The 19,447-nt window shown below is 62.9% G+C and carries 15 protein-coding genes; 12 read left to right on the forward strand and 3 right to left on the reverse strand.

Annotated features, from left to right (window positions below):
* The first annotated feature begins 100 nt into the window (after nucleotides 1-100).
* Together HV765_RS23890 and HV765_RS23895 are read left to right on the forward strand one after the other, a co-directional pair.
* Nucleotides 101-886 (forward strand): SDR family oxidoreductase, encoded by a 786-nt coding sequence (locus tag HV765_RS23890; RefSeq protein WP_054427807.1) that lies wholly within the window; start codon nucleotides 101-103, stop codon nucleotides 884-886.
* Between the two features lie 85 nt (nucleotides 887-971).
* Nucleotides 972-1,907: a dihydrodipicolinate synthase family protein gene (locus tag HV765_RS23895; RefSeq protein ID WP_175171199.1), complete on the forward strand. Its 936-nt coding sequence runs from the start codon at nucleotides 972-974 to the stop codon at nucleotides 1,905-1,907.
* Between the two features lie 97 nt (nucleotides 1,908-2,004).
* Here HV765_RS23895 and HV765_RS23900 read toward each other — a convergent pair whose 3' ends face one another.
* Complete coding sequence (locus HV765_RS23900; protein WP_175171200.1) at nucleotides 2,005-3,042, reverse strand: Ldh family oxidoreductase; 1,038 nt, start codon at nucleotides 3,040-3,042, stop codon at nucleotides 2,005-2,007.
* A 197-nt stretch (nucleotides 3,043-3,239) separates the two neighbouring features.
* Here HV765_RS23900 and HV765_RS23905 point away from each other — a divergent pair, with 197 nt between their 5' ends.
* The 10 genes from HV765_RS23905 (at nucleotide 3,240) to HV765_RS23950 (ending at nucleotide 14,461) form a co-directional block, all read left to right on the forward strand.
* Nucleotides 3,240-4,088 carry a transporter substrate-binding domain-containing protein gene (locus HV765_RS23905; protein WP_254600705.1) on the forward strand — a complete coding sequence of 283 codons (849 nt, stop codon included), beginning with the start codon at nucleotides 3,240-3,242 and terminating at the stop codon, nucleotides 4,086-4,088.
* Between the two features lie 18 nt (nucleotides 4,089-4,106).
* Nucleotides 4,107-4,772, forward strand: coding sequence for an amino acid ABC transporter permease (locus HV765_RS23910; RefSeq protein WP_175171201.1), 666 nt, complete (start codon nucleotides 4,107-4,109; stop codon nucleotides 4,770-4,772).
* A 3-nt stretch (nucleotides 4,773-4,775) separates the two neighbouring features.
* Nucleotides 4,776-5,435 carry an amino acid ABC transporter permease gene (locus HV765_RS23915; protein ID WP_175171202.1) on the forward strand — a complete coding sequence of 220 codons (660 nt, stop codon included), beginning with the start codon at nucleotides 4,776-4,778 and terminating at the stop codon, nucleotides 5,433-5,435.
* A 29-nt stretch (nucleotides 5,436-5,464) separates the two neighbouring features.
* Nucleotides 5,465-6,190 (forward strand): amino acid ABC transporter ATP-binding protein, encoded by a 726-nt coding sequence (locus HV765_RS23920; protein ID WP_054427803.1) that lies wholly within the window; start codon nucleotides 5,465-5,467, stop codon nucleotides 6,188-6,190.
* A 106-nt stretch (nucleotides 6,191-6,296) separates the two neighbouring features.
* Entirely contained in the window at nucleotides 6,297-8,063 is a 1,767-nt protein-coding gene (gene lhpI, locus HV765_RS23925; RefSeq protein WP_217483389.1) for a cis-3-hydroxy-L-proline dehydratase, read from the forward strand.
* A 331-nt stretch (nucleotides 8,064-8,394) separates the two neighbouring features.
* Nucleotides 8,395-8,943: a fimbrial protein gene (locus tag HV765_RS23930; protein WP_175171203.1), complete on the forward strand. Its 549-nt coding sequence runs from the start codon at nucleotides 8,395-8,397 to the stop codon at nucleotides 8,941-8,943.
* A gap of 17 nt (nucleotides 8,944-8,960) precedes the next feature.
* Nucleotides 8,961-9,719, forward strand: a complete 759-nt coding sequence (locus HV765_RS23935) for a fimbrial biogenesis chaperone (RefSeq protein ID WP_420840150.1) — start codon at nucleotides 8,961-8,963, stop codon at nucleotides 9,717-9,719.
* 148 nt (nucleotides 9,720-9,867) lie between these two features.
* The gene (locus HV765_RS23940) at nucleotides 9,868-12,447 is read left to right on the forward strand and encodes a fimbria/pilus outer membrane usher protein (RefSeq protein ID WP_254600706.1); all 2,580 of its coding nucleotides are present in this window, start codon (nucleotides 9,868-9,870) and stop codon (nucleotides 12,445-12,447) included.
* Entirely contained in the window at nucleotides 12,444-13,223 is a 780-nt protein-coding gene (locus HV765_RS23945; RefSeq protein ID WP_254600707.1) for a fimbria/pilus periplasmic chaperone, read from the forward strand. Before HV765_RS23940 ends, HV765_RS23945 begins: the two co-directional genes overlap by 4 nt.
* Nucleotides 13,224-13,276: 53 nt before the next feature.
* Nucleotides 13,277-14,461, forward strand: coding sequence for a fimbrial protein (locus HV765_RS23950; protein WP_175171204.1), 1,185 nt, complete (start codon nucleotides 13,277-13,279; stop codon nucleotides 14,459-14,461).
* 118 nt (nucleotides 14,462-14,579) lie between these two features.
* Here HV765_RS23950 and HV765_RS23955 read toward each other — a convergent pair whose 3' ends face one another.
* Together HV765_RS23955 and HV765_RS23965 are read right to left on the reverse strand one after the other, a co-directional pair.
* A complete protein-coding gene (locus tag HV765_RS23955; protein WP_175171205.1) occupies nucleotides 14,580-17,555 on the reverse strand; it encodes a two-partner secretion domain-containing protein in 2,976 nt (991 codons plus the stop codon).
* An 80-nt stretch (nucleotides 17,556-17,635) separates the two neighbouring features.
* The gene (locus HV765_RS23965; protein WP_254600708.1) at nucleotides 17,636-19,375 is read right to left on the reverse strand and encodes a ShlB/FhaC/HecB family hemolysin secretion/activation protein; all 1,740 of its coding nucleotides are present in this window, start codon (nucleotides 19,373-19,375) and stop codon (nucleotides 17,636-17,638) included.
* Between the last annotated feature and the right edge of the window lie 72 nt (nucleotides 19,376-19,447).

Here is a 19,447-nt window from a genome sequence, read left to right on the forward strand (position 1 = left end):
GTCAAAGGTCATTCATAAAATGAATGATCTGCATGAGGTTTTTCCGTTTTTCACGCCCCGTCGCCTGACGGAAAATAAGGTCTGACTTCAGGAGACAACGATGGATCTGGGTATCAAGAACAAGACGGCGCTGGTGTTGGGCGGTGGCGGCGGGCTGGGCAGCGCGATTGCGGCGTCGCTGGCGCAGGAGGGCGCCAAGGTGGTGGTGGCCGACCTGAACCTCGATGCCGCCACGGCCACGGCGGACAAGCTCCGCGCCGACGGCCTGACGGCGGTGGCCCTGCAGTGGGATCTGCGGGCGCTTGACGCCATCGACAGCCAGGTCGCGTGGATTGAAGCCAACGTGGGCGCGGTCGATATTCTGGTCAACAACACGGGCGGCCCGCCGCCCACACCGTCCTCGGGCCAGACGGCCGATCTGTGGCGCGAGCACTTCGAAGGCATGGTGCTGTCCGTCATCAAACTGACTGACCGCGTGCTGCCCGGCATGCGTGAACGGCAGTGGGGCCGCATCATCACCAGCACGTCGTCGGGCGTGATTGCGCCGATCGCCAACCTGGGTATTTCAAACGCGCTGCGCATGTCGCTGGTGGGCTGGTCCAAAACGCTGGCGCGCGAAGTCGGCAAGGACGGCATCACGTCAAACATCGTGCTGCCGGGCCGCATCGCCACCGCCCGCATCACGTTCCTGGACGAAGCGCGCGCCAAGCGCGAAGGGCGCAGCGTGGAAGACGTCAGCCGCGAAAGCACCGGCACGATTCCGGTGGGACGCTATGGCGACCCCAAGGAATATGGCGACGCGGTGGCGTTTCTGGCCAGCACGCGCGCCAGCTACATCACCGGATCGACGATCCGCGTGGACGGCGGCCTGATCGCCAGTATCTGAACGCCACTGCGGCCAATTGCTGCAACGCCATTGATCTGAACGCAACCGTTGCCGAACTTGGCAGCGACATTGAAGGATGTTGAAGATGAAACTGACTGCTGACGCCAAGGGCGTGTTTCCCATTGCGCCCACGCCGTTCTTTGACGACGGCGCGGTGGACCACGCGTCCATCGACCGCATGATGGATTTCTACCAAGCGTGCGGCGCGACCGGCCTGACGGTGCTGGGCCAATTGGGCGAAGCGCCCAAGCTGGATTTCAAGGAATCGCTGGACATCGCCTCGCAGGTGATCGGCAAGGCCGGCGGCATGCCCATCGTGGTGGGCGTGTCGGCGCCGGGCTTTGCGTCCATGCGCTCGCTGACGCGTGAAGTGATGGACCGGGGCGCCGCTGGCGTGATGATCGCGCCGCCCAACACTTTGCGCACGGATGACCAGATCGTCACGTATTACCACCAGGCGGTCGAGGCCATTGGCGATGACGTGCCGTTCGTGCTGCAAGACTATCCGCTGACGTTCTCGGTGCAGATGGCGCCGTCGGTGATCCGCCGCATCGTCACAGACTTGGCCTCGTGCGTGATGCTCAAGCACGAAGACTGGCCCGGCCTGGAAAAGATCTCGGCGCTGCGCCGCTTCGAAGCCGAAGGCGCCATGCGTCACATCTCGATCCTGTGCGGCAACAACGGCCTGTTCCTGGACTACGAAATGGCGCGCGGCGCAGATGGCGCCAACACCGGGTATTGCTTCCCCGACATGCTGTGCGACTTCGTCAAATGGGTGGGCGAGGGCAAAACAGAAGCCGCACACGACTTGTTCGACGCGCACTTGCCGCTGTTGCGCTATGAGCAGCAACCGGGCGTGGGCTTGGCTGTGCGCAAGTACGTGATGATGCGCCGAGGCATCTTGTCCAGTGCGGCGCAACGCCGTCCGGGCGGTGCGTTGACGCCGGCGGCGAAGGCTGAGGTGGATCATCTGCTGACCCGCTTGGGCAAGCACGATCCGCGCGCGAAGAACCTGGTGTAAGGCTGCGGGCGCGCGGCGCAGCCTGATCTACGGCCTGTCCCAGCGTGACGCGCCGGGGCAGCGCGTGCGGCATGCGCCGTTGCCCGCGGTGATGGCTTCAAGTACGGCGAGAGGATGACGGCGTGCTCAGGGCCATCACATCGTCGTAAAGCGCGCGGCCGACCCAGACGCCTTCCCGTTCGCTGACCGCGCGGGCTTTGAAACGCCGCTCGGACGGCAAGCGGGCGCCTTGGCCGCTGATGGCGTCCAGCATCGCTTCGGCGCTGCTGGCGTTGATGGCCCGTTGGCCGCGGCCCAGGATGTCCGGGTCTAGCGCAATCACCAGTTCGCCATGCAGGGGCGTGCCGCCTGCGCCGTTGTCGAACGCCTGGGATTGCAGGCTGGTCCAGTCGCCAATCAGCGGGCCGGCAAGCAGTTCGATCATGGTCGACAGCGCAGACCCCTTGTACGAGCCGAAGGTCAGCATCGCGCCGTCCAGGCCGGCTGCGGCATCGGTGGTGGGGCGCCCGTCGCGGTCGATGGCCCAGCCTTCGGGGATGGCGCGGCCGCTGCGGCGATGCAGTTCGATCTCGCCGCGCGCCACCATGCTGGTCGCGAAATCGAACACGTAGGGGTAGCCGCCCGGACGTGGCCAGGCGAAGGCAAACGGGTTGGTGCCGAAGACGGGGCGCGTGCCGCCAGCGGGCGCTACCCAGCTGTGGCTGGGCGTCATGGCGAGCCCGGCCAGACCGTGTTGGGCGATGGCTTCAACTTCCGGCCACAACGCCGAAAAATGAAAGCAGTTATTAATCGCCAGCACGGCCACGCCATTGCTTTTGGCCTTTTCAACCAGATGCGGCAGGCCTTCCTGAAACGCCAGCAGCGAGTACGCGCGTTGCGCGTCCACTTGTACGACGGCGGGAGTGGGATGGGTAATCAAGGGCAGGGCGGCCGCGTCCACCAAGCCCGTTTTCAACGTGCGCACGCACACCAGCAAACGGTACAAGCCATGTGACTGGCAATCGTCACGCTGCCCGGCAGTGATGGTCTTTGCGATGGCTGCGGCGTGAGCCGCCGAGAAACCGTTGTGTGTCAGTACGTCAAACGACAGTTCGTAGATCTGGTCTATCGAAAGATGGATGTGATCCGTGTTCACGGCGCCTCCCAGTGTGGCGTTGCAGGGCCCAACCCGCGCGACGGCTGTCAGCGGGCCTGGCGTGTTAACGACATTGTCATTCTTGAATCCCGATTCCAAAGAACAATGGTGACTTAATTTGATGGGTTGGTCCACATTGCCCCTGGCAATGCCCAAGCCCCGGATAACCGCCGCGTTTGATCTACACAGGAATCGATATGACCTACCGTTTTTTGGCACGCGCTGCCGCGATGTTGGCGCCTTGCGCCGTGTTGACGGGTGTTGTCCTGGCTTCGGCCGCCCACGCGCAAAGCTCCCCCACGCTTGAAAAGGTGCTGGCCGCCAACACCCTCAAGTGCGGCGTGCAGCTCGACTTTCCGCCCGCCGGTTTTCGCACGCCCAAGAACGAGCCCGAGGGCTACGACGTTGCGTATTGCAAGGACATGGCTCGCGCGCTGGGCGTCAAGGCCGAGATCATTGAAACGCCGTCGGCCGAGCGCATTCCCGCGCTGGTGTCGAACCGCATCGACGTCCTGATTGCGTCCACCTCGATCACGCCGCAGCGTGCATTGAGCGTGGCGTTCTCGCAGCCTTATCTCAGCCTTCAGAACGTCGTGCTGACGCGCAAGGACGCGGGGATCAATCGCTACGAAGACTTCAAGGGCCGCACGATCGGCGGCGTCACCGGCACCACGCAAGCGCTGCAATTGCGTACGTCGTTCGACGCCTGGAACGACGCCCGCGGAAAGTTCATCACGTATGGTTCCGAAGCCGAGACCTATCTGGCGCTTAATCAAAAGAAGATCGATGGCTTGGTGGCCAGCTCCAATACCGCAGACGCGTTGATACGCAGCGGACAGTTTCCGTCGTTCGTGACCAAGGGCGCCACCCACTATCCGCCTGATCTCGTCGGGATTGCGGTGCGGTTGGGCGATACGGCCTTGCTGCGCTGGGTGAACGTGTTTGTCTGGAACCAGGTTCGCACCGGCCGGTATCAAGCGCTTTACGAAACCTATTACGGCACCGCCAACGCACCCGCCCTGAACGTGGCCGGTGTGGACTTCTGATCCGAGTGCTCGCGCCCCATGCTTGATTACACCTTCTACTGGTCCGTCGTGTGGGCAAAGCTGCCCATCCTGCTGGATGGCGCGCGCCGCACCATCGAGATCACCGCGCTATCGATGCTGATCGGCACATGCATCGCGCTGCCGCTCGCGCTGATGCGCAACCGGGCGGGCGGCGTGGGGTACTACGTGGCGACGGCCTGGGTCGAACTGTCGCGCAACACGCCAGCGTTGTTTCAGATCTACATGGCGTATTTCGGTCTGGGCGCCATCGGTATCGACATCCCCAGCTACGCCTCGCTGCTGGCCGCGCTGAGCTTCAACAACGCGGGCTATCTGGCTGAAATATTCCGTGGCGGAATTGCGTCGGTGCCCGCGACTCAGTATGCCGCCGCCCGCTCCTTGGGGCTGACGGCCATGCAGGCGTATACCCGCGTCATTTTTCCTCAGGTCTTCGTGATGGTGTTCTTCCCGTACATCAATCAGCTGAATTGGGCGCTGTTGAACAGTTCGCTGGGGTCGATCATCGGGGTGGCCGAACTGACCGGCGCCACGCAGACCTCACTGGCGGAGTCGTTTCGCACGTTTGAATTCTTCGTTGTCGCCGCCGCGATGTACTACCTGATCTCCAAGGGCATCAGCTTCGTGGCGCGCATGCTGGCCTGGCGCCTGATGGGAAGGGGATGATCCATGCAATTTCAATTTGCCTACGCCGGGTTGCAGTGGGGCGACATGAGCTTCGTATTGATCGGCTTGAGCCGCACCTTGTTGCTGGCCGCAATAGCCACCACCTTCGGCACGCTGCTTGGGGTGCTGCTGGGTTGGGCGCGAGAGGCCAATGGCGCCGTGTCAGTGTTGCTGGCGCCCTATGTCGACATCACGCGCAGCATACCGCTGCTGATCCAGTTCATTCTGGTGAACAGCGCGTTCTCGGTGTTGGGCGTGCCGCTTGATCCGCTTCAAGTTGGGGTGCTGACCTTGAGCCTCTATATGGGCGTGCTGACGTCGGAACTGGTGCGCTCGGGGTTACGGTCGGTGCGGCCCGAGCTCACGCGGGCGGCGCGGTCTCTGGGCATGACGTATTGGCAGGAGCTTCGTCATGTTTCCCTGCCGCTGGCGTTACGGACGGTGTTTCCCAGCTGGATCGGCACGGTGCTGGGCCTGACGAAGGATACGGCGCTGGTGAGCGTGGTCGGCTATGTCGAGCTGTTGCGCGCGGCGCAGATCCTCATTACGCGCACCAACGATGCCTTGCTGCTGCTGACTGGCGTGGGCATCGCGTATTTCCTGATCTGCTACCCGGTGTCCCGCTACAGCCGTGCGCTGGAACGCCGTCTTGACGGCGTTTGACGCCGCGCCACTCCTGCCAAGGCAACCCCATGATCGAAATCAAAAACGTAAGAAAGTCGTTCGGCCAGGTCGAGGTCATCAAAGGCATAGACCTGACCATTGCACGGGGCGAGGTCGTGTGCCTGATCGGCGCCAGCGGCTCGGGTAAATCGACGCTGCTTCAATGCATCAACGGGTTGGAGCCGATACAAAGCGGGCAGATCCTGGTGGATGGCGTGGACGTGCATGACAAGCATACGAACCTGAACCAGCTGCGTCAGAAGCTAGGCATCGTGTTTCAGCAGTACAACGCGTTTCCGCATTTGTCCGCGCTGGAGAACGTGGCGCTGGCGCCCCGGGTGGTCAAGGGCATGAGCCGCAAGGATGCGCTGGCGCTGGCTGCCGAGTATCTGGATTACGTGGGCTTGAGCCAGCGCGCTACGCTGCGCCCGGTGAAGCTGTCGGGCGGGCAGCAACAACGTCTGGCCATTGCCCGCGCGCTGGCGATGCGGCCCGACTACATGCTGTTTGACGAGGTCACCTCGGCGCTGGACCCGGAGTTGGTGGGCGAAGTGCTGGACACGCTGCGCCGGCTGAAGTCATCCGGAATGTCGATGATCGTCGTCACTCACGACATTGCCTTCGCCCGCGAAAGCGGAGATCGGGTGGCCTTCTTTGATCAAGGCACCCTGTGCGAAGTGGGGCCCGCCAAAACCGTCATCAACGCACCGCGCGAAGAAAGAACCCGGCAGTTTTTGCAGCGCGTCCTGAACTAAGGCCAGCGCCTGCGGCAACTGCGCTAAGGCCGGCGCTTGTGGCAACCGCGTCGCCGCCCACGTGGCGCGCGCGCCGGGTACGAATAGGACCAACAGGGAGAAAAAAGTGGATCGCTTTCAGTCGGACACGCCCAAACTGCTGGGCAAGACCTGGGTTTCTGGCGAGGCGTCAGGCAAGGTGCTCTGGACCGATATGGACTTGAGCTTCTGGGGCGGCGTCGACCCGCGCACGGGCGTGGTGATCGACAAGCATCATCCGTTGCACGGGCAAACCCTCTCAGACCGCATCCTGGTGTTGCCGGGCAGTCGGGGCTCGTGCACCGGCAGCGCCGTCATGCTTGAATTGCTGCTGGGCGGCCGGGCCCCGCGGGCGCTGGTGCTGGCCGGCCGCGACGACGTCCTCATGCTGGGCGTGCTGGTGGCCGAAGCGGTGTTCGGCAAGAGCATCCCCGTGGTCAGCGTCGGCGCTTCGGCCTTTCTTGCCTTGAAGCAACGCCCATCGCTGCGGGTGCAGGCAGGGGAAGCGCCCATGCCGGAGTCCGCACCGATGCCCGAGCAGACGGACGACGCGGTCATCATCGCCGATGCATCCCATTGGTCGGTGGTGGCATTGGGCGAAGGCGACCTGCGGATGTTGCAAGGGACCGAAGGCAAGGCTGCGCGGGTTGCGATGGAGATCATCGTGCGCATGGCGCGCGCGGCGGGTGCGACGCAACTGCTTGATATCCAGCAAGGCCATATCGACGGCTGCATCTATACCGGGCCGGCAGGCCTGGCGTTCGCCCGGCGGCTGGCCAGTTGGGACGCGAAGGTGAAGATCCCCACGACCATGAACGCCATTTCCGTGGACCGTTGCGCCTGGCGCGCCCAGGGCGTGCCGGCAACGTTGGGCGTACCAGCCGAAGCGCTGGCCGACGCCTATGTGGCCATGGGCGTGGCGCCCACCTACACCTGTGCGCCCTATCACCTGCCCACGGCGCCGAGGTTCGGCGAACAGATTGCCTGGGCCGAATCCAATGCGGTTGTCTATGCGAACAGCGTGATCGGCGCGCGCACGGCCAAGTATCCGGATTTCCTGGACATATTCATCGCGCTGACCGGTCGCGCCGCCGCGGCCAGCAGTCATCTGACACAGAACCGCCGTGCCGTGTTGCAAGTGGACATCGACCCGCCGGCCGATCATGACGATAGCTTTTGGCCCCTGCTGGGTTATCTCGTGGGCGTTTGGGCGGGCCGCGATGTGCCGGTGGTGAATGGACTGCAGGCTGCGTCGCCCACGCTGGACGCGCTGCGCGCGTTTGGCGCCGCGTTCGCGACCACGTCGTCTGCACCCATGTTTCATATCGCGGGCGACACCCCGGAAGCGCCTGATCTGGCGGCGGCGCTGGGCGGGGCGGAGCCCAACTCGACGCGGCGAATCACGGTTGCAGATTTGCGAAACGCGTGGCGGGCATTCAACAAGGCCGAGCGGGATCAGGTGGAATGGGTGGCGTTGGGTAATCCGCACTTTTCTGCCGAAGAAATCACGGCGCTGGCAGAGCGATGCGCCGGCCGGAAGAAGAGCGACACGGTGGGCATCACGGTCACGACCCATGGCGACGTACTGCGTTCTGCGGCAATAGCCGGGCCCGTTGCGGCATTGCGCAGCTTCGGCGTCAGTTTCGTCGTGGACACGTGTTGGTGCGTGATCCAGGCGCCGGTCTTTGACCCCGCCGTCAAGACGGTCATGACCAATTCCGGAAAGTACGCGCATTACGGGCCGGGGCTGGTGGACAGGAACGTACGCTTCGGGTCCTTGGCGGATTGCGTCGACGCGGCCTGTACTGGAACGTTCAGCACCGAACCGCCACTGTGGCTTGGCCAAGATGGCTGAGCCCAGACACTGCGCTTTGCAATCCAGTAATACAGCCTGCGCATCACCCTCAGATTTCGAGGGGAATATCTGATTAATCAGGGTTTGAATTAAGCATCATCCTAGTTCCTTGAGCGTGTCAAAAAAGTATCGTTCGTGGGTCTGCACAGATCCACGACTTGGTCCGCCAATCAGGTCTGTGTATGTCCTTTCAGCCTTGTGTACGGCATTGCCGTGTCTGGGCTTTTCACAGCGTTGGTAGCCATTTGAAGCACCGTCGGCAAGCAGCTATTGCCCGTTGGCGGTGCCTTTTTTCGAATGGACTTTTTTATCTCTGCATAGAGGAACTCGCATGAAGCGCAGTATTGTGAATACCCTTGCCGCCTCCGGTTTACTCCTGGCCGTGTTGGCGCCCGTATCGACGTATGCCGCCAACGGGGTTATTCAATTTCGCGGTGACATCAGCGACACGACGTGCGCCGTCGATGTTTCGTCGGCCACGGGCTCGGAAGTGCGGTTTGGCACCGTCAAACCGGATGCCGTCATTGCCGGCACCGCGCCGGCCCTGAGTTTCGACATCAACGTGGGTGGCGGGGCCGATTGCACCAATGGCAAGAAGGCCATGTTGAGCTTCGACCGCAACGACGTCGACCTGGTGTCCAACAACGTTCCGCTGTATGCGGGCGGTGCGGGCAACGTGCAAATCGAAATCTCCAACAGCACGAACGGCGTGAAGGGCGACAAGGTGCTGCTTGGCCAGGTTGGCGCGGTGGAAGCCGAGATCGTCGACAACGCGGCGAAGTACTCGTACTTCGCGCAGTATGTGCGCCGGGACAACGCGGCTCCGGTCACGCCGGGCGATGGTAACGCGCGCCTGAACTTTACGGTCAACGTCCGTTAATTGCTGTCAGCGACATGATGTTTGACTCTGGAATCCTTGCGCGCGGCGCATCGTTACTTGCTGTGTCGTCCGCAGTGATCCTGGCAGCTTGGGCCACCCCGGTCCAAGCTGCGATCGTGCTGGACGGAACTCGCGTTGTGATCTCGTCCGATGCGCGCAGTGTCACGCTTGGCATGCAGAACACGGGTGATGTGCCCGTGCTGGCGCAGAACTGGATCGATGACGGGCGGCAAGACGCCTTGCCTGCGGATATCAATGTGCCGTTCATCCTGACGCCGGCCATCGTTCGGGTAGAACCCAGTGGTTCGGCGGTGGTTCGCATTTCGTACACCCGTGAACCGCTGCCTGCTGATCGCGAAAGCCTGTTCTACCTGAACGTGATGGAAACGCCTCCGCGCGTGGCGGGCGCCGAGAACGCACTGATGTTCAACATCAGAACGCGCATCAAGATCTTCTTTCGGCCGGTCTCATTGAAGCAAGGGGTGGGCGGCGCGCCCGGCAAGCTCGGCTGGAAGCTCGCGCGCAGTGCGAAGGGCAAGACTGTCCTTGAAGTCGCCAATCCGACGCCGTACCACTTGACGTTGGTGGGCATTGGGCTGTACTCCAAGAACGGTCGAGTCGATGCCGGTAGCGGTATGGTGGCGCCCTTTGACACCGCACGTTTTGAATTGCCGGCGGCCGGCATTTCAGCTACCCAAAAAGGGCTGAGCGTTCGCTACGAAATTGTCAACGATTACGGCGGGTTGCAGCCTCAGGATATGCGCCTGCTTGATTGACTCCCCGTCACTTTGACTGTGGTTGGGCCAAGGAGCCAATTCGCCCGAGATGGAACCTTTACGCTTGCGGACTTTCGTTCGTGCCTCTGCACGCCCATCGCCTCTGATCGCGGCGCCTGCCGCGCCCTCGCGGCGGCCAATCGGGGGCATGATGGCGCTGGCTTTCGCCCTGGGTGTCGCGGCAACCGCCACGAACGCGCAGGACGAAATCGCCATCTTCGACCCGAACATGCTGGTGCAAGGCATCGGAGGCGTCACCATTGATCCGCGCCGGTTTCAGCGCGTGAATTACGCCGAGGCCGGCACACATCATTTGGATGTTTATTTCAACGGCCAATGGCGCGGGGTCGAGGACATCGAGTTCCGTCACATCGAGGGCTTCGATAGCGCCGTGCCTTGCTATGACACCGCCTTTCTCGACCGGGGCGGGCTGGATCTGAACAAGGTGTCGCGCGCAGAAGGCGTTGATCCCTTGCCGGACGCGCTGACCTGCGAGGAGCTGGCGGCATACGTGCCGGGCGGTCAGATAAAGCTGGATATCGCGCAACAGCGCCTGTACATCACCTACCCCGAATACCTGCAACGGCTGGCGGCGTCGCACCGGTATGTGGACCCGTCGCAATGGGACAGCGGCATGACGGCGGCGCGACTGAACTACACGGTCAACGTGTACACCAGCGAAGGCGCGGGGCGCCGCATGACGCGGGGATACTCGGGGCTGAACCTGGGCGTCAATGTGGGCGCGCTGCGGTTCCGGCACACGGGATCGGTCACGTGGTCCACCCGCAACGGAGCCAGGTATCAAGCCAGTTCCTACTATGTGCAAACTGATTTGCCCTCGTGGCAATCACAGTTGCTGCTGGGGGAAAGCGCCACCAGCGGTGAACTGTTCGACTCGGTGACGTTCCGGGGCGTTCAACTTGCCAGCGATGACCGTATGTTGCCCGAGACCCTGCGGTACTACACGCCCATCGTGCGGGGCACGGCCAACAGCAATGCCAAGGTGTCGGTCTATCAGCGCGGCTTTCTTGTGTATGAAACGACCGTCTCGCCCGGCCCGTTTGCGATTGAAGACGTGCGCGCCAACAGCTATGGCGGCGACCTGGACGTACGCGTGACGGAAGCCGATGGCAGCTCACGCAGCTTCGTGGTGCCGTTTGCCACGATCGTGCAGTTGCTCAGACCGGGCACGACCCAATACAGCCTGACTGCGGGCCGCGCGGCGGACCCGGGGCTGCGCGGCAGTTCGCAGTACGTCCTGCAAGGAACGCTCAAACGCGGGGTGGGCGACGCCGTGACGGCCTACGGCGGGCTGGCCTTTACCGACGATTACCGCTCGATGCTGTTGGGCGCGGCGATGAGTACGCGGATAGGCGCTTTTGCGGCGGACGTCACGACAGCGCGCGCTGATTTGCCGGGTTCGGGCAAGCGCAGCGGCGCCAGCTACCGGCTGACCTACAGCAAGGATTTGCCGAACAGCGGCACCAGCTTTTCGTTGCTGGCGTACCGGTACTCCACCAGCGGATACGTCGGCTTGGGAGAGGCCGTCGCCGCCGGGAGAACGTCGCACGGAGACGGCTACCGGCCATTTCGTGTCAATGGCATGCGCAGCCGGTTCGACGCGAACATCAATCAGGCGCTGGGTGAGCGGTGGGGCAGCGTGTATGTGGCGGGCTCGGCGGCGAACTACTGGAGCGAGCGGGGCAACGCCCTGAACTATGCATTGGGCTACAGCAATTCCTGGAACCGCATTTCGTATTCCTTAGGCGTGCAGCGGGTGCACAACGTGGGCGGCGCAGACGGGTACCGTCGTGGCAATGGCGACAGAAGCACGCAGGTGACGCTGAATATCTCCATCTCCTTGGGCAGCGCAGCCTCGGGCGGATCGCCCCGATTGAATACGTTCTACAGCCGCGACAGCCAGTCTGGAACGCGCCTCACCACCGGTGCAACCGGCGCATTGGATGAGGAAAGCGCCGGCACTTACTCGGTATCTGCCTCTCACACGGGCGGCAATGGCTCCAATACGGCGGATGCCAGCCTGGCGTACCAATTCCCTCAGGTATCGGTGTCGGCAAGCGTAGGCGCGGGCCAGGGGTACCGCCAGGCATCCATGAGCGCCAATGGCGGAGTCTTGGTGCACGGCGGCGGCGTGACGTTCGCCCAGGCAATGGGCGAGACCGTGGCGCTGGTCGAGGCCAAGGGCGCTCAGGGTGCGCGGGTAGGGTACGGCTTCAATCAGGTGGACGCTCGCGGCTACGCCATCGTTGGCCATCTGACGCCGTATCGCCTGAACTCGGTGGACCTGGACCCCAAGAATATTCCGGACGACATTGAACTGAAGACCAGCTCGGTCAACATCGCGCCCCGGGCCGGGGCCATCGCCAAACTGGTTTACCCGACGTTGCGTGCGCGCCAACTGCTGATTCGCAGCACGCAGGCCGACGGCGCTTCGCTGCCGTTTGGCGCCGAGGTCATCGATGTGGCAACCGCATTGCCAGTGGGCGTGGTCGGGCAGGGCAGCCGTATCGTCATGCGCGCCGAACAAGACAGCGGTACGGTGCGTGTGCAGTGGGGAACGGGTGACGATGAGCAATGCCTGATTGACTACCAATTGCCCGAGCGGAACACGTCCAAGGGCTATGACGTGCTTGAGCTGGCCTGCACCGCGGGGGTGGCAACGCCGGTGTTGAAGGCGGCGGCGGGCGACGCGCTGACGATGCGATGAATGCGCCTATCTTGCCTGCTGGTTACCGAGTCATTCTGTGTCTTGCCTTGGCGCTGGGCCTGAGCGCGGCTGCGCGCGCCGATCTCGCCGTGGTGGGTACGCGTCATGTCTACCCGGCAAACGACAAATCACTGACGATTCAAACCCGCAACACGGGCGAGCGGCCGATTCTGGTGCAGGTCTGGCTGGATCAAGGAAGCCGTGATGCGGACCCCAGCCAGCTGGCGGTGCCGTTTGTTGTGGCGCCGCCCGTGTTTCGTCTGAACGCGCATGAACGCGCGGCGGTGTCGCTGCGGCACACGGGTGAACCCATGCCCACGGATCGTGAATCCGTGTTCTGGATCAATTTTCTGAACGTGCCGTCGAGTACGCCGTCGGTGGCGGGCGACGCGCCTAATCGCTTGAAGTTGTCGCATCGCTTTCGGATGAAGGTGTTGTACCGGCCATCGGGCTTGGCGGGATCGGCGCGTGAGGCCATTGATCAGGTGAGGTGGACGTATCGCAATGCGGCAGAGGGGGCGCAGGGCGAGGGCGTGCTTGAAGCGTGGAATCCGTCGGCCTACTTCGTGTCGTTCGCCCGCGTGGAATTCAAGGCCCGTGGCGGCCCCGTCCTGCTGGACGGACTGACCGTGGCGCCTATGGGCGGAACGCGCTTTCCGCTGGCGCCGGGCGTTATCCCGTTAGCCGGCCGGGACGCACTGCGGTTTGAAGCGCCGACGGACGACGGCGTCATGGTGCAGGGCACGAGCGCGCTCGCGACGGGCGCGGCCAACTGAATCAAGGCGGCGGCTGCGGGCAAGCCGTCGTCAACCGAACAAGGAAGACAAACATGGCAAGCAGGGGTGTGTTGCGGCGTCTCGGCGCGGGAGGATTGGCGGGCGTGTTGCTGGCGGTGGCAGCGCCGATGGCGTGGGGCCAGTCAACGCAGAAAGGCCTGATCGCCGGGAATTGCACCTGGAGCAATAAGCTAGGCTCGCGATGGAATCCGCTTAGGCCGCAACTTAGCAGTGCGGCGCAAGTGAGTGATGTGCTGTCTGAAAGAAGTGCCATTGTGACGACGGATTTTACCTATGAGGATTACGGCGATCCTTCGGAGGAATACGAATTGATCGTGGCGGCAATTTGGGAACCCAGGTTGGCTGTGGATCAAAACGGCTGGGCCAAGACCAACGTTCCCGGCATCTCCATGGCGATATTGGCAAACGGCCAGGCAGTGTTGCCCGGCAATCTTCCGGTGGTGGTGGCAAAGCACGCGCTGGCTGTCAACGACGGAAAGCCGAAGCCGAAACATGATTCGGTGCATACCGCTTTGATCCAACAGCTTGTGTTGGCCTCCCCGCTGGATCAGTTGCCTTCCAACGGGCCGCAGAGTGTGACCGGTGTCGCCCTTGGCGCGGGATTCGCGCTGTATGCAATGAGCTTTCCGAAAGGTAATCCGTATCAACTCGGACAAACGATTCCGCGCTTTCCGTCTTATCCCGCAGGGCCGCAGGTTTGTGTCTCTACCAAGCTGGGCCCCTTGCTGGGAAGCGGCATCATGGGACTTGGGGCGGGTGGCAGCGAGGTGGTGTTTTCCAACGCGTGCGAAGTGGGGCTGACACAGACCAAGACCGTGGAACTGGGGTCCTACTCGCTGCGTGATTTTCCCAGTCAAGGAGCCACCTCTGAAGAAAGACCATTTGATATCACGCTGGGCAAATGCAGCGCCCTTGCCAGACCCAAAATTTCTTTTACCGCCAAACACGGCGCCAGTGCTGACAAGACTGTGCTGAAGCTCGATCCCAAAGTGGACGACCGGGGATTGCCACCGGCCAAAGGCGTGGGCATTGTGATGATTAACGCGGCGACCAACAAGCGCATCGAATTCGGCAAGTTCTATGACATGGCGAGAGCCGGCGCGGACAGCGCAAGCATATTTCTGCGCGCCAGCTATTTGCGCACCGCCGCGCACCCGGCCCAGATGGCAGGCGGGCATGCGAATGGGACAGCGGAGTTCACCATTGAATTTCCCTGATGACTGATGATGGCGTGATAGGAAAGAAGGCCGTACGGTTTAACCCGTACGGCCTTTTTCATGCCCTGGAACTTAGGCGTGGAAAGTGCTTTAGACGATCAAAGGGGCATGGAGCCCATTAGCGAATAATGCCGGTATTCTTTCCCGCGACCACGCCATGCGTCTGGCCCAGCAACCATGTGTACCAATGCGTTTTGATGCGGCCTGCGGCGCTAGACCTTTCAATCAGTCCTTGATTCAATCCGGCGATGCCTCCAATCGTTGTGTGGTGAGCGCCTTCCAGGGTTCCACGCGCAGTGGCGTTGAAGATAAATCCATTGCGCGCGTTCACGCCAGCGATGCCGCCGATACGGCTTTGATCATGGCCCCACACTGCACCAGACGCGACAGCCGAATCTATTCTGCCATTATTGGTGCCTACCAATCCTCCGACGGACGAATGCTTGTAGGCGGTGACATTGCCGTTTGCGCGCACGCGTTGCAGCCTTCCATCGTTGGTGCCGACCAGGCCGCCGGCCGATGCGTTGTGGCCGGTCTCGACAGAAGCATGTGATTCGGAGTCTCTGATGACGCCGCTGTTGTAGCCGACCAGACCGCCGATTTGTGCGCCCTTCTGGCTCTTGCGCGCGTCGACCCGTCCGGTGGAGTGGCCTTCCTCGATCAGGCTATCGCTTCCGACGTTCGCGCCCACCAGTCCGCCGACGTTATGGCCTTCCCAATCTGCGACTTTTCCATTGGATCTGACGTTGAGCAGTTCGCCTCGATCATTATTGCTGCCCACCGCTCCGCCCGTGTTGCCGGCGCCAAAGGCTTCGACGGTGTTGCTCGCGATCGCGTGGTAAATCGCGCCGCCGTTGTTGGCCCCTACCAGGCCGCCGGTGTTGCCGAGTTTGCCGCCCTGGACAAGACCGCCAGCCTGTGAGGACTCAATGAAGCTGTCGGTGTGGTTGCCAACCAAGCCGCCCACATTAATGCCAACACTGCGGGTTGCCGTCTTACCCGTGGCGGACGAATGGTGGACAGACCCACGGTTGTTGACCCCTACCAGCCCTCCCATGCCGCCTGTCGAACTGCGCTGCATGTCGCCGGATACGGTAGCGGTCGACGCACTGTTCCGAATGGTCCCGCGGCCCGTAGCACCCCCTTTGTTCTCGCCCACCAGACCGCCTGCGGCTCGGGTATGACCGTTGCTTCGTACGTTGCCCGACACCGTGGCGCGTTGAATGATGGCGCCCTCGTTGGTGCCGACCAGACCACCGATGACATTTTCGCGATTGGCGGAACCCTCTACCACCGTGCTCCAGGATTTGACGTTGTAGATGTCTCCGGTATTCAAGCCCACCAGCGATCCTATCGACATCGCTGCCAGACTATCGCGCGCCCCGCTGACCGTCACGGACTTCAGAACGGTGTTGCGGACCACGCCGGAGGACGCCGCGAATAGTCCAAGATTGGCGCCGCTGCCCTTTATCGAGAGGTTCTCTATCGTGTGGCCCAGACCATCGAACGTGCCTGAGAATGTGCCGCTTTCGCCGCCGATGGCTTGAAAATTGGCCTTGGCCCCCATGCTGTTGCCCAATACATAATGACCGTCCAGGCGCTTGTTAATCGCCTGCAACTGGGACACGTTTTGGATCACGGTGTGCTCCCGGCCATTGGCGCTGAACGTCGTCCCCGCGCCGGACAGCATCACGGTCGCGCCATCCGCTATCTCGTAGCCGTTCAAGGTGTTGATCGTCATCCTGCTCTTGGCGCCTGTGACGCCCAGAGAGCCATTGATGAACGCGCCAGCCCCTGCGCTCACGGACATATGGACATTCGCGCCCGAGCCGCGCACGTTGCTATTGATGTTGGCGTTTTGGTTGGTGTGCAGACTCAAAGCATTGGAGCTGGCCCAGGAGACTGGGCCATTGATCGAAAGATCGCCGTCGACGGCGGTCAACGCAACTGCCGTGGTGGCAAGGTTCTGGCTGAGCGTGTTGCTGTGTATCGTCAGGCCCTCGGTGTTAGCGCCTACCGTGTTGACCTTCACGATGTTGCTGTCGATGTTCCAGATGCCGCTCTTGCCCTTGTTTGCACGGGTATCCGTCTGGGTGGACTGCTGGACGCGCACTTCACTTCCCCGGGTGGTAACGGCGCCGCCGTCTCCTTGGCCGCCCAGCGCCGCAGCGCTCATCGTGCCAGCGACCCGTACCAAGCCTTGTGCGCCACCATCCAACACGATCCTGCCCGCCTTGCCGGACAGGGTGTTGGCTTCGATGATGCCTACGCTGTTGATGACCGTTCTTAACGTGGCGTTCGCGGCGTCGGCTTTGATCAGCACCTGGCCGCCGTTCGCCTGCAGCAGATGGCCATTACTGGCTATGGCGGCGACGGTGGCGCGGTCGATCTGCAGATCCAGGAGTTGGTTGTCCTGGAAAGTCAGCGTGAAGGCTTCGCCCGCGGCCAGAGCGATGGTGCCCAACTCCGCACGGATGACGCCTTCGTTACTGACGTTCGCTCCGAGCAATGCAACGCCGCCCCCGCCGCTAGCGGTAATGGCGCCATAGTTTTCGACCACCGATGCACTGTCGCCGGAAAAGACGTAATGGCTGCCGATAAAATCGGCATCCTGAATAGGTTGCGTCGATGCGACGAGGCCGCCCACGTTGACTTCTGCCCCGTGCTTGAAAATCACGCCGCTCGGGTTGATCAGGAAGACCCGGCCATTGGCCTCGAGCTTGCCGTTGATCTCGGTGTGCAGGAAGCTGGTGACTTTATTCAATGCCGCGGACGTGCTGCTGGGCTGCTCGAACCTGACGGTATTCCCGGCGCTGATGTCAAACGAGGTCCAGTCCGCGATGATCTTTTCGCTGTTCTGCTGGATGACCATCTGTCCGGCGTCGGTAGTAATCGTGGCGTCGCCATGCGTGATGGTGCCGCCTGTCGGTAACGCTTGCGCGCAAAAGTGGGTGCTCAGGCCGAGCAGCGCAATGGCCGCTGCGGCGGCACGGGCGCCCGATTGAGTGGACTTGCCCCGACGGCGCGCGCACTCGCTGGCGGCGATCCAGGCGCGTCGCGATTCGCTCCACACTAATGCATAGGTCTTGTTCAAAGCTCTCTCCAGGGATGGATGGGTGCCCTTAACGCCTGCGGCATTGGCCCAGGACGATGCAACAAGGGCGGTGTCTACGCTTAGAAATACCGGGTGGCTTGCACCCAGAAGCGTGGCTCTTGATCCGTCGCGGTGCGTGGCATGCTTTGCTGCAAGGGCCAGGCGGCGCTGACGTTGATCAAATGGGTGGGCGCGGCATGCGCAATGCTGACGCCAAAGGCGGTCAGGAAATGGCGGTTGCGTTCGTCCGTCCAGCTGCGCTTGCTGGCCTGCACCGAACCGGTGTCGATGAAGGCCGATAGCTGCAAGCCCGGCAGGGGCAGATAACGCAGCTCGCCCGAGGCCTGCCAGCCTTGGTCGCCGCTGGCCGCGCCGGGCGCGAATGCGCGCACGCCGTACGGCCCGCCCAGGCTGAATTTTTCCGAACTGTTCAGGTTCTTGCTGGACCACTGCGCACGTAGGCGGCCATAGAACTGCACGGGACCCGCTACGTGCTGCAAGCGGCCCAGGCTGGCATTGACCACGCCGAACCCGCCGCCCGCGTGCTTGAAGCGCCGGTCTTCATCGCGCAGCGCCGTATCGCCAAAGCGCAAGTTGCCCCGGGAAAAACTCAGATAGGCGGCGTTGCGCCCGCCGCCCAGGATGTGGTCGCGGGCGCTGGCGTTCAGCGCGGCCGTCCACAAGCCGACGCGATGCGCGCGCGTGTAGTCCACGGCGTCGTAGTCGTCTTGCAAGCGCTTGTGTTCGTATTGCAGAGTGGCCTGCACGGTGGCATCGCGGCTGCGCAACAGGGTTTGCCTGATGTAAACGTTTGCCGTGTCGGCGCGCCCATGCGCTTCCAGGTAGTTGAATTCCCGGCCCAATTCATAACGCATGGCCGACATGCCGGCGCCCACGCGCGTGGACCAGGGGCCTAGCGGCAGGGAGTAGTCGACGTGGTAGTAGCGTTGTTGGCGGTCGCTTGAGAGCAGGCGCACATCGAGCTGGTCGCCCAGCGTCAAGGGGCTGTTGATGTTGGCCGCTGCGCTCAGCCGGTATTCCCCGGTGTAGGCGCCGCCGTAGTTGTCGGCGTCAACGCTGCCGGAAATCCAGGGGCCCGAGTCCGCATTGACGAGCAGGTCGGTGGCCCCCGTCGCCGAGCCTGCGCGCAAAGTGCCTTTGGCGGTGACGCCCGGGATATCGTTCAACGCGAGCAGCGCACGGTCGAGCTCGGCGCCATGTACCGCATCGCCGCTATGCAACGCATCAAGGGCGGGTTGCAGCACGTGGTTGCGGGTGCGTGAGGCATTGTTCAGAACGACCTGCCCATACACCCCTTCCAGCACGCTGATCCGCACGATGCCGTTCTGAATTTCCTGCGCGGGCAGGTAGGCGCGCGCCAGCGGATAACCGCCGCGCTGATAGTGGGCCGTGAGGCGCGCGGCGGCGCTGCGCAGGCCGTTGAGGTCTTGCTCGGAGCCGACCAGGTCGGCCAGCAACGCCTGCAATGCGGCGCTGTCGTAAACGCGGTTGCCGTCCAGTTGGAAGCCCTGCACCCTGATGGTGGCAAGGGGGGCGGCGTTGTCGGCAGCAGGGCTTGCGGGTGCGCCGGGTTCACGCAGGTCGAGCGCCGGCGCGGGGGCGGCGGGCGGCGGGGTGGGGATGGTGGATTCCAGATCCCGGATAGAGCGGCCGGCGTCGGGTACCTGCGCCCAGGCGGGTTGGGCAAAGAGCAGCGCCAGGCAGGCGGCCCGGTTGGGCGTGATGCGGAAGTGTCGAAAGAGCGTGTGGGACGTCTTGGCGAGCGCCATGCAGCGGGCGCCGCCGTGTCGTAGGGTCATCAGGGTCATCCGTATGGGACGCTGGCGTCGCAGACGTGAACGCGGTGCGAATGGGCGTCAGAGGCGTGGCGT

Source organism: Achromobacter kerstersii, from assembly GCF_902859595.1.
GTDB classification, from domain to species: Bacteria; Pseudomonadota; Gammaproteobacteria; order Burkholderiales; family Burkholderiaceae_B; genus Achromobacter; species Achromobacter kerstersii.

Excerpts from the sequence above, each read along its gene's own strand:
- HV765_RS23890 (WP_054427807.1), top strand. The coding sequence starts at position 101 with ATGGATCTGGGTATCAAGAACAAGACGGCGCTGGTGTTGGGCGGTGGC.
- HV765_RS23895 (WP_175171199.1), top strand. The coding sequence starts at position 972 with ATGAAACTGACTGCTGACGCCAAGGGCGTGTTTCCCATTGCGCCCACG.
- HV765_RS23905 (WP_254600705.1), top strand. The coding sequence starts at position 3,240 with ATGACCTACCGTTTTTTGGCACGCGCTGCCGCGATGTTGGCGCCTTGC.
- HV765_RS23910 (WP_175171201.1), top strand. The coding sequence starts at position 4,107 with ATGCTTGATTACACCTTCTACTGGTCCGTCGTGTGGGCAAAGCTGCCC.
- HV765_RS23915 (WP_175171202.1), top strand. The coding sequence starts at position 4,776 with ATGCAATTTCAATTTGCCTACGCCGGGTTGCAGTGGGGCGACATGAGC.
- HV765_RS23920 (WP_054427803.1), top strand. The coding sequence starts at position 5,465 with ATGATCGAAATCAAAAACGTAAGAAAGTCGTTCGGCCAGGTCGAGGTC.
- HV765_RS23930 (WP_175171203.1), top strand. The coding sequence starts at position 8,395 with ATGAAGCGCAGTATTGTGAATACCCTTGCCGCCTCCGGTTTACTCCTG.
- HV765_RS23935 (WP_420840150.1), top strand. The coding sequence starts at position 8,961 with ATGTTTGACTCTGGAATCCTTGCGCGCGGCGCATCGTTACTTGCTGTG.
- HV765_RS23940 (WP_254600706.1), top strand. The coding sequence starts at position 9,868 with ATGATGGCGCTGGCTTTCGCCCTGGGTGTCGCGGCAACCGCCACGAAC.
- HV765_RS23945 (WP_254600707.1), top strand. The coding sequence starts at position 12,444 with ATGAATGCGCCTATCTTGCCTGCTGGTTACCGAGTCATTCTGTGTCTT.
- HV765_RS23950 (WP_175171204.1), top strand. The coding sequence starts at position 13,277 with ATGGCAAGCAGGGGTGTGTTGCGGCGTCTCGGCGCGGGAGGATTGGCG.
- HV765_RS23965 (WP_254600708.1), bottom strand. The coding sequence starts at position 19,375 with ATGACCCTACGACACGGCGGCGCCCGCTGCATGGCGCTCGCCAAGACG.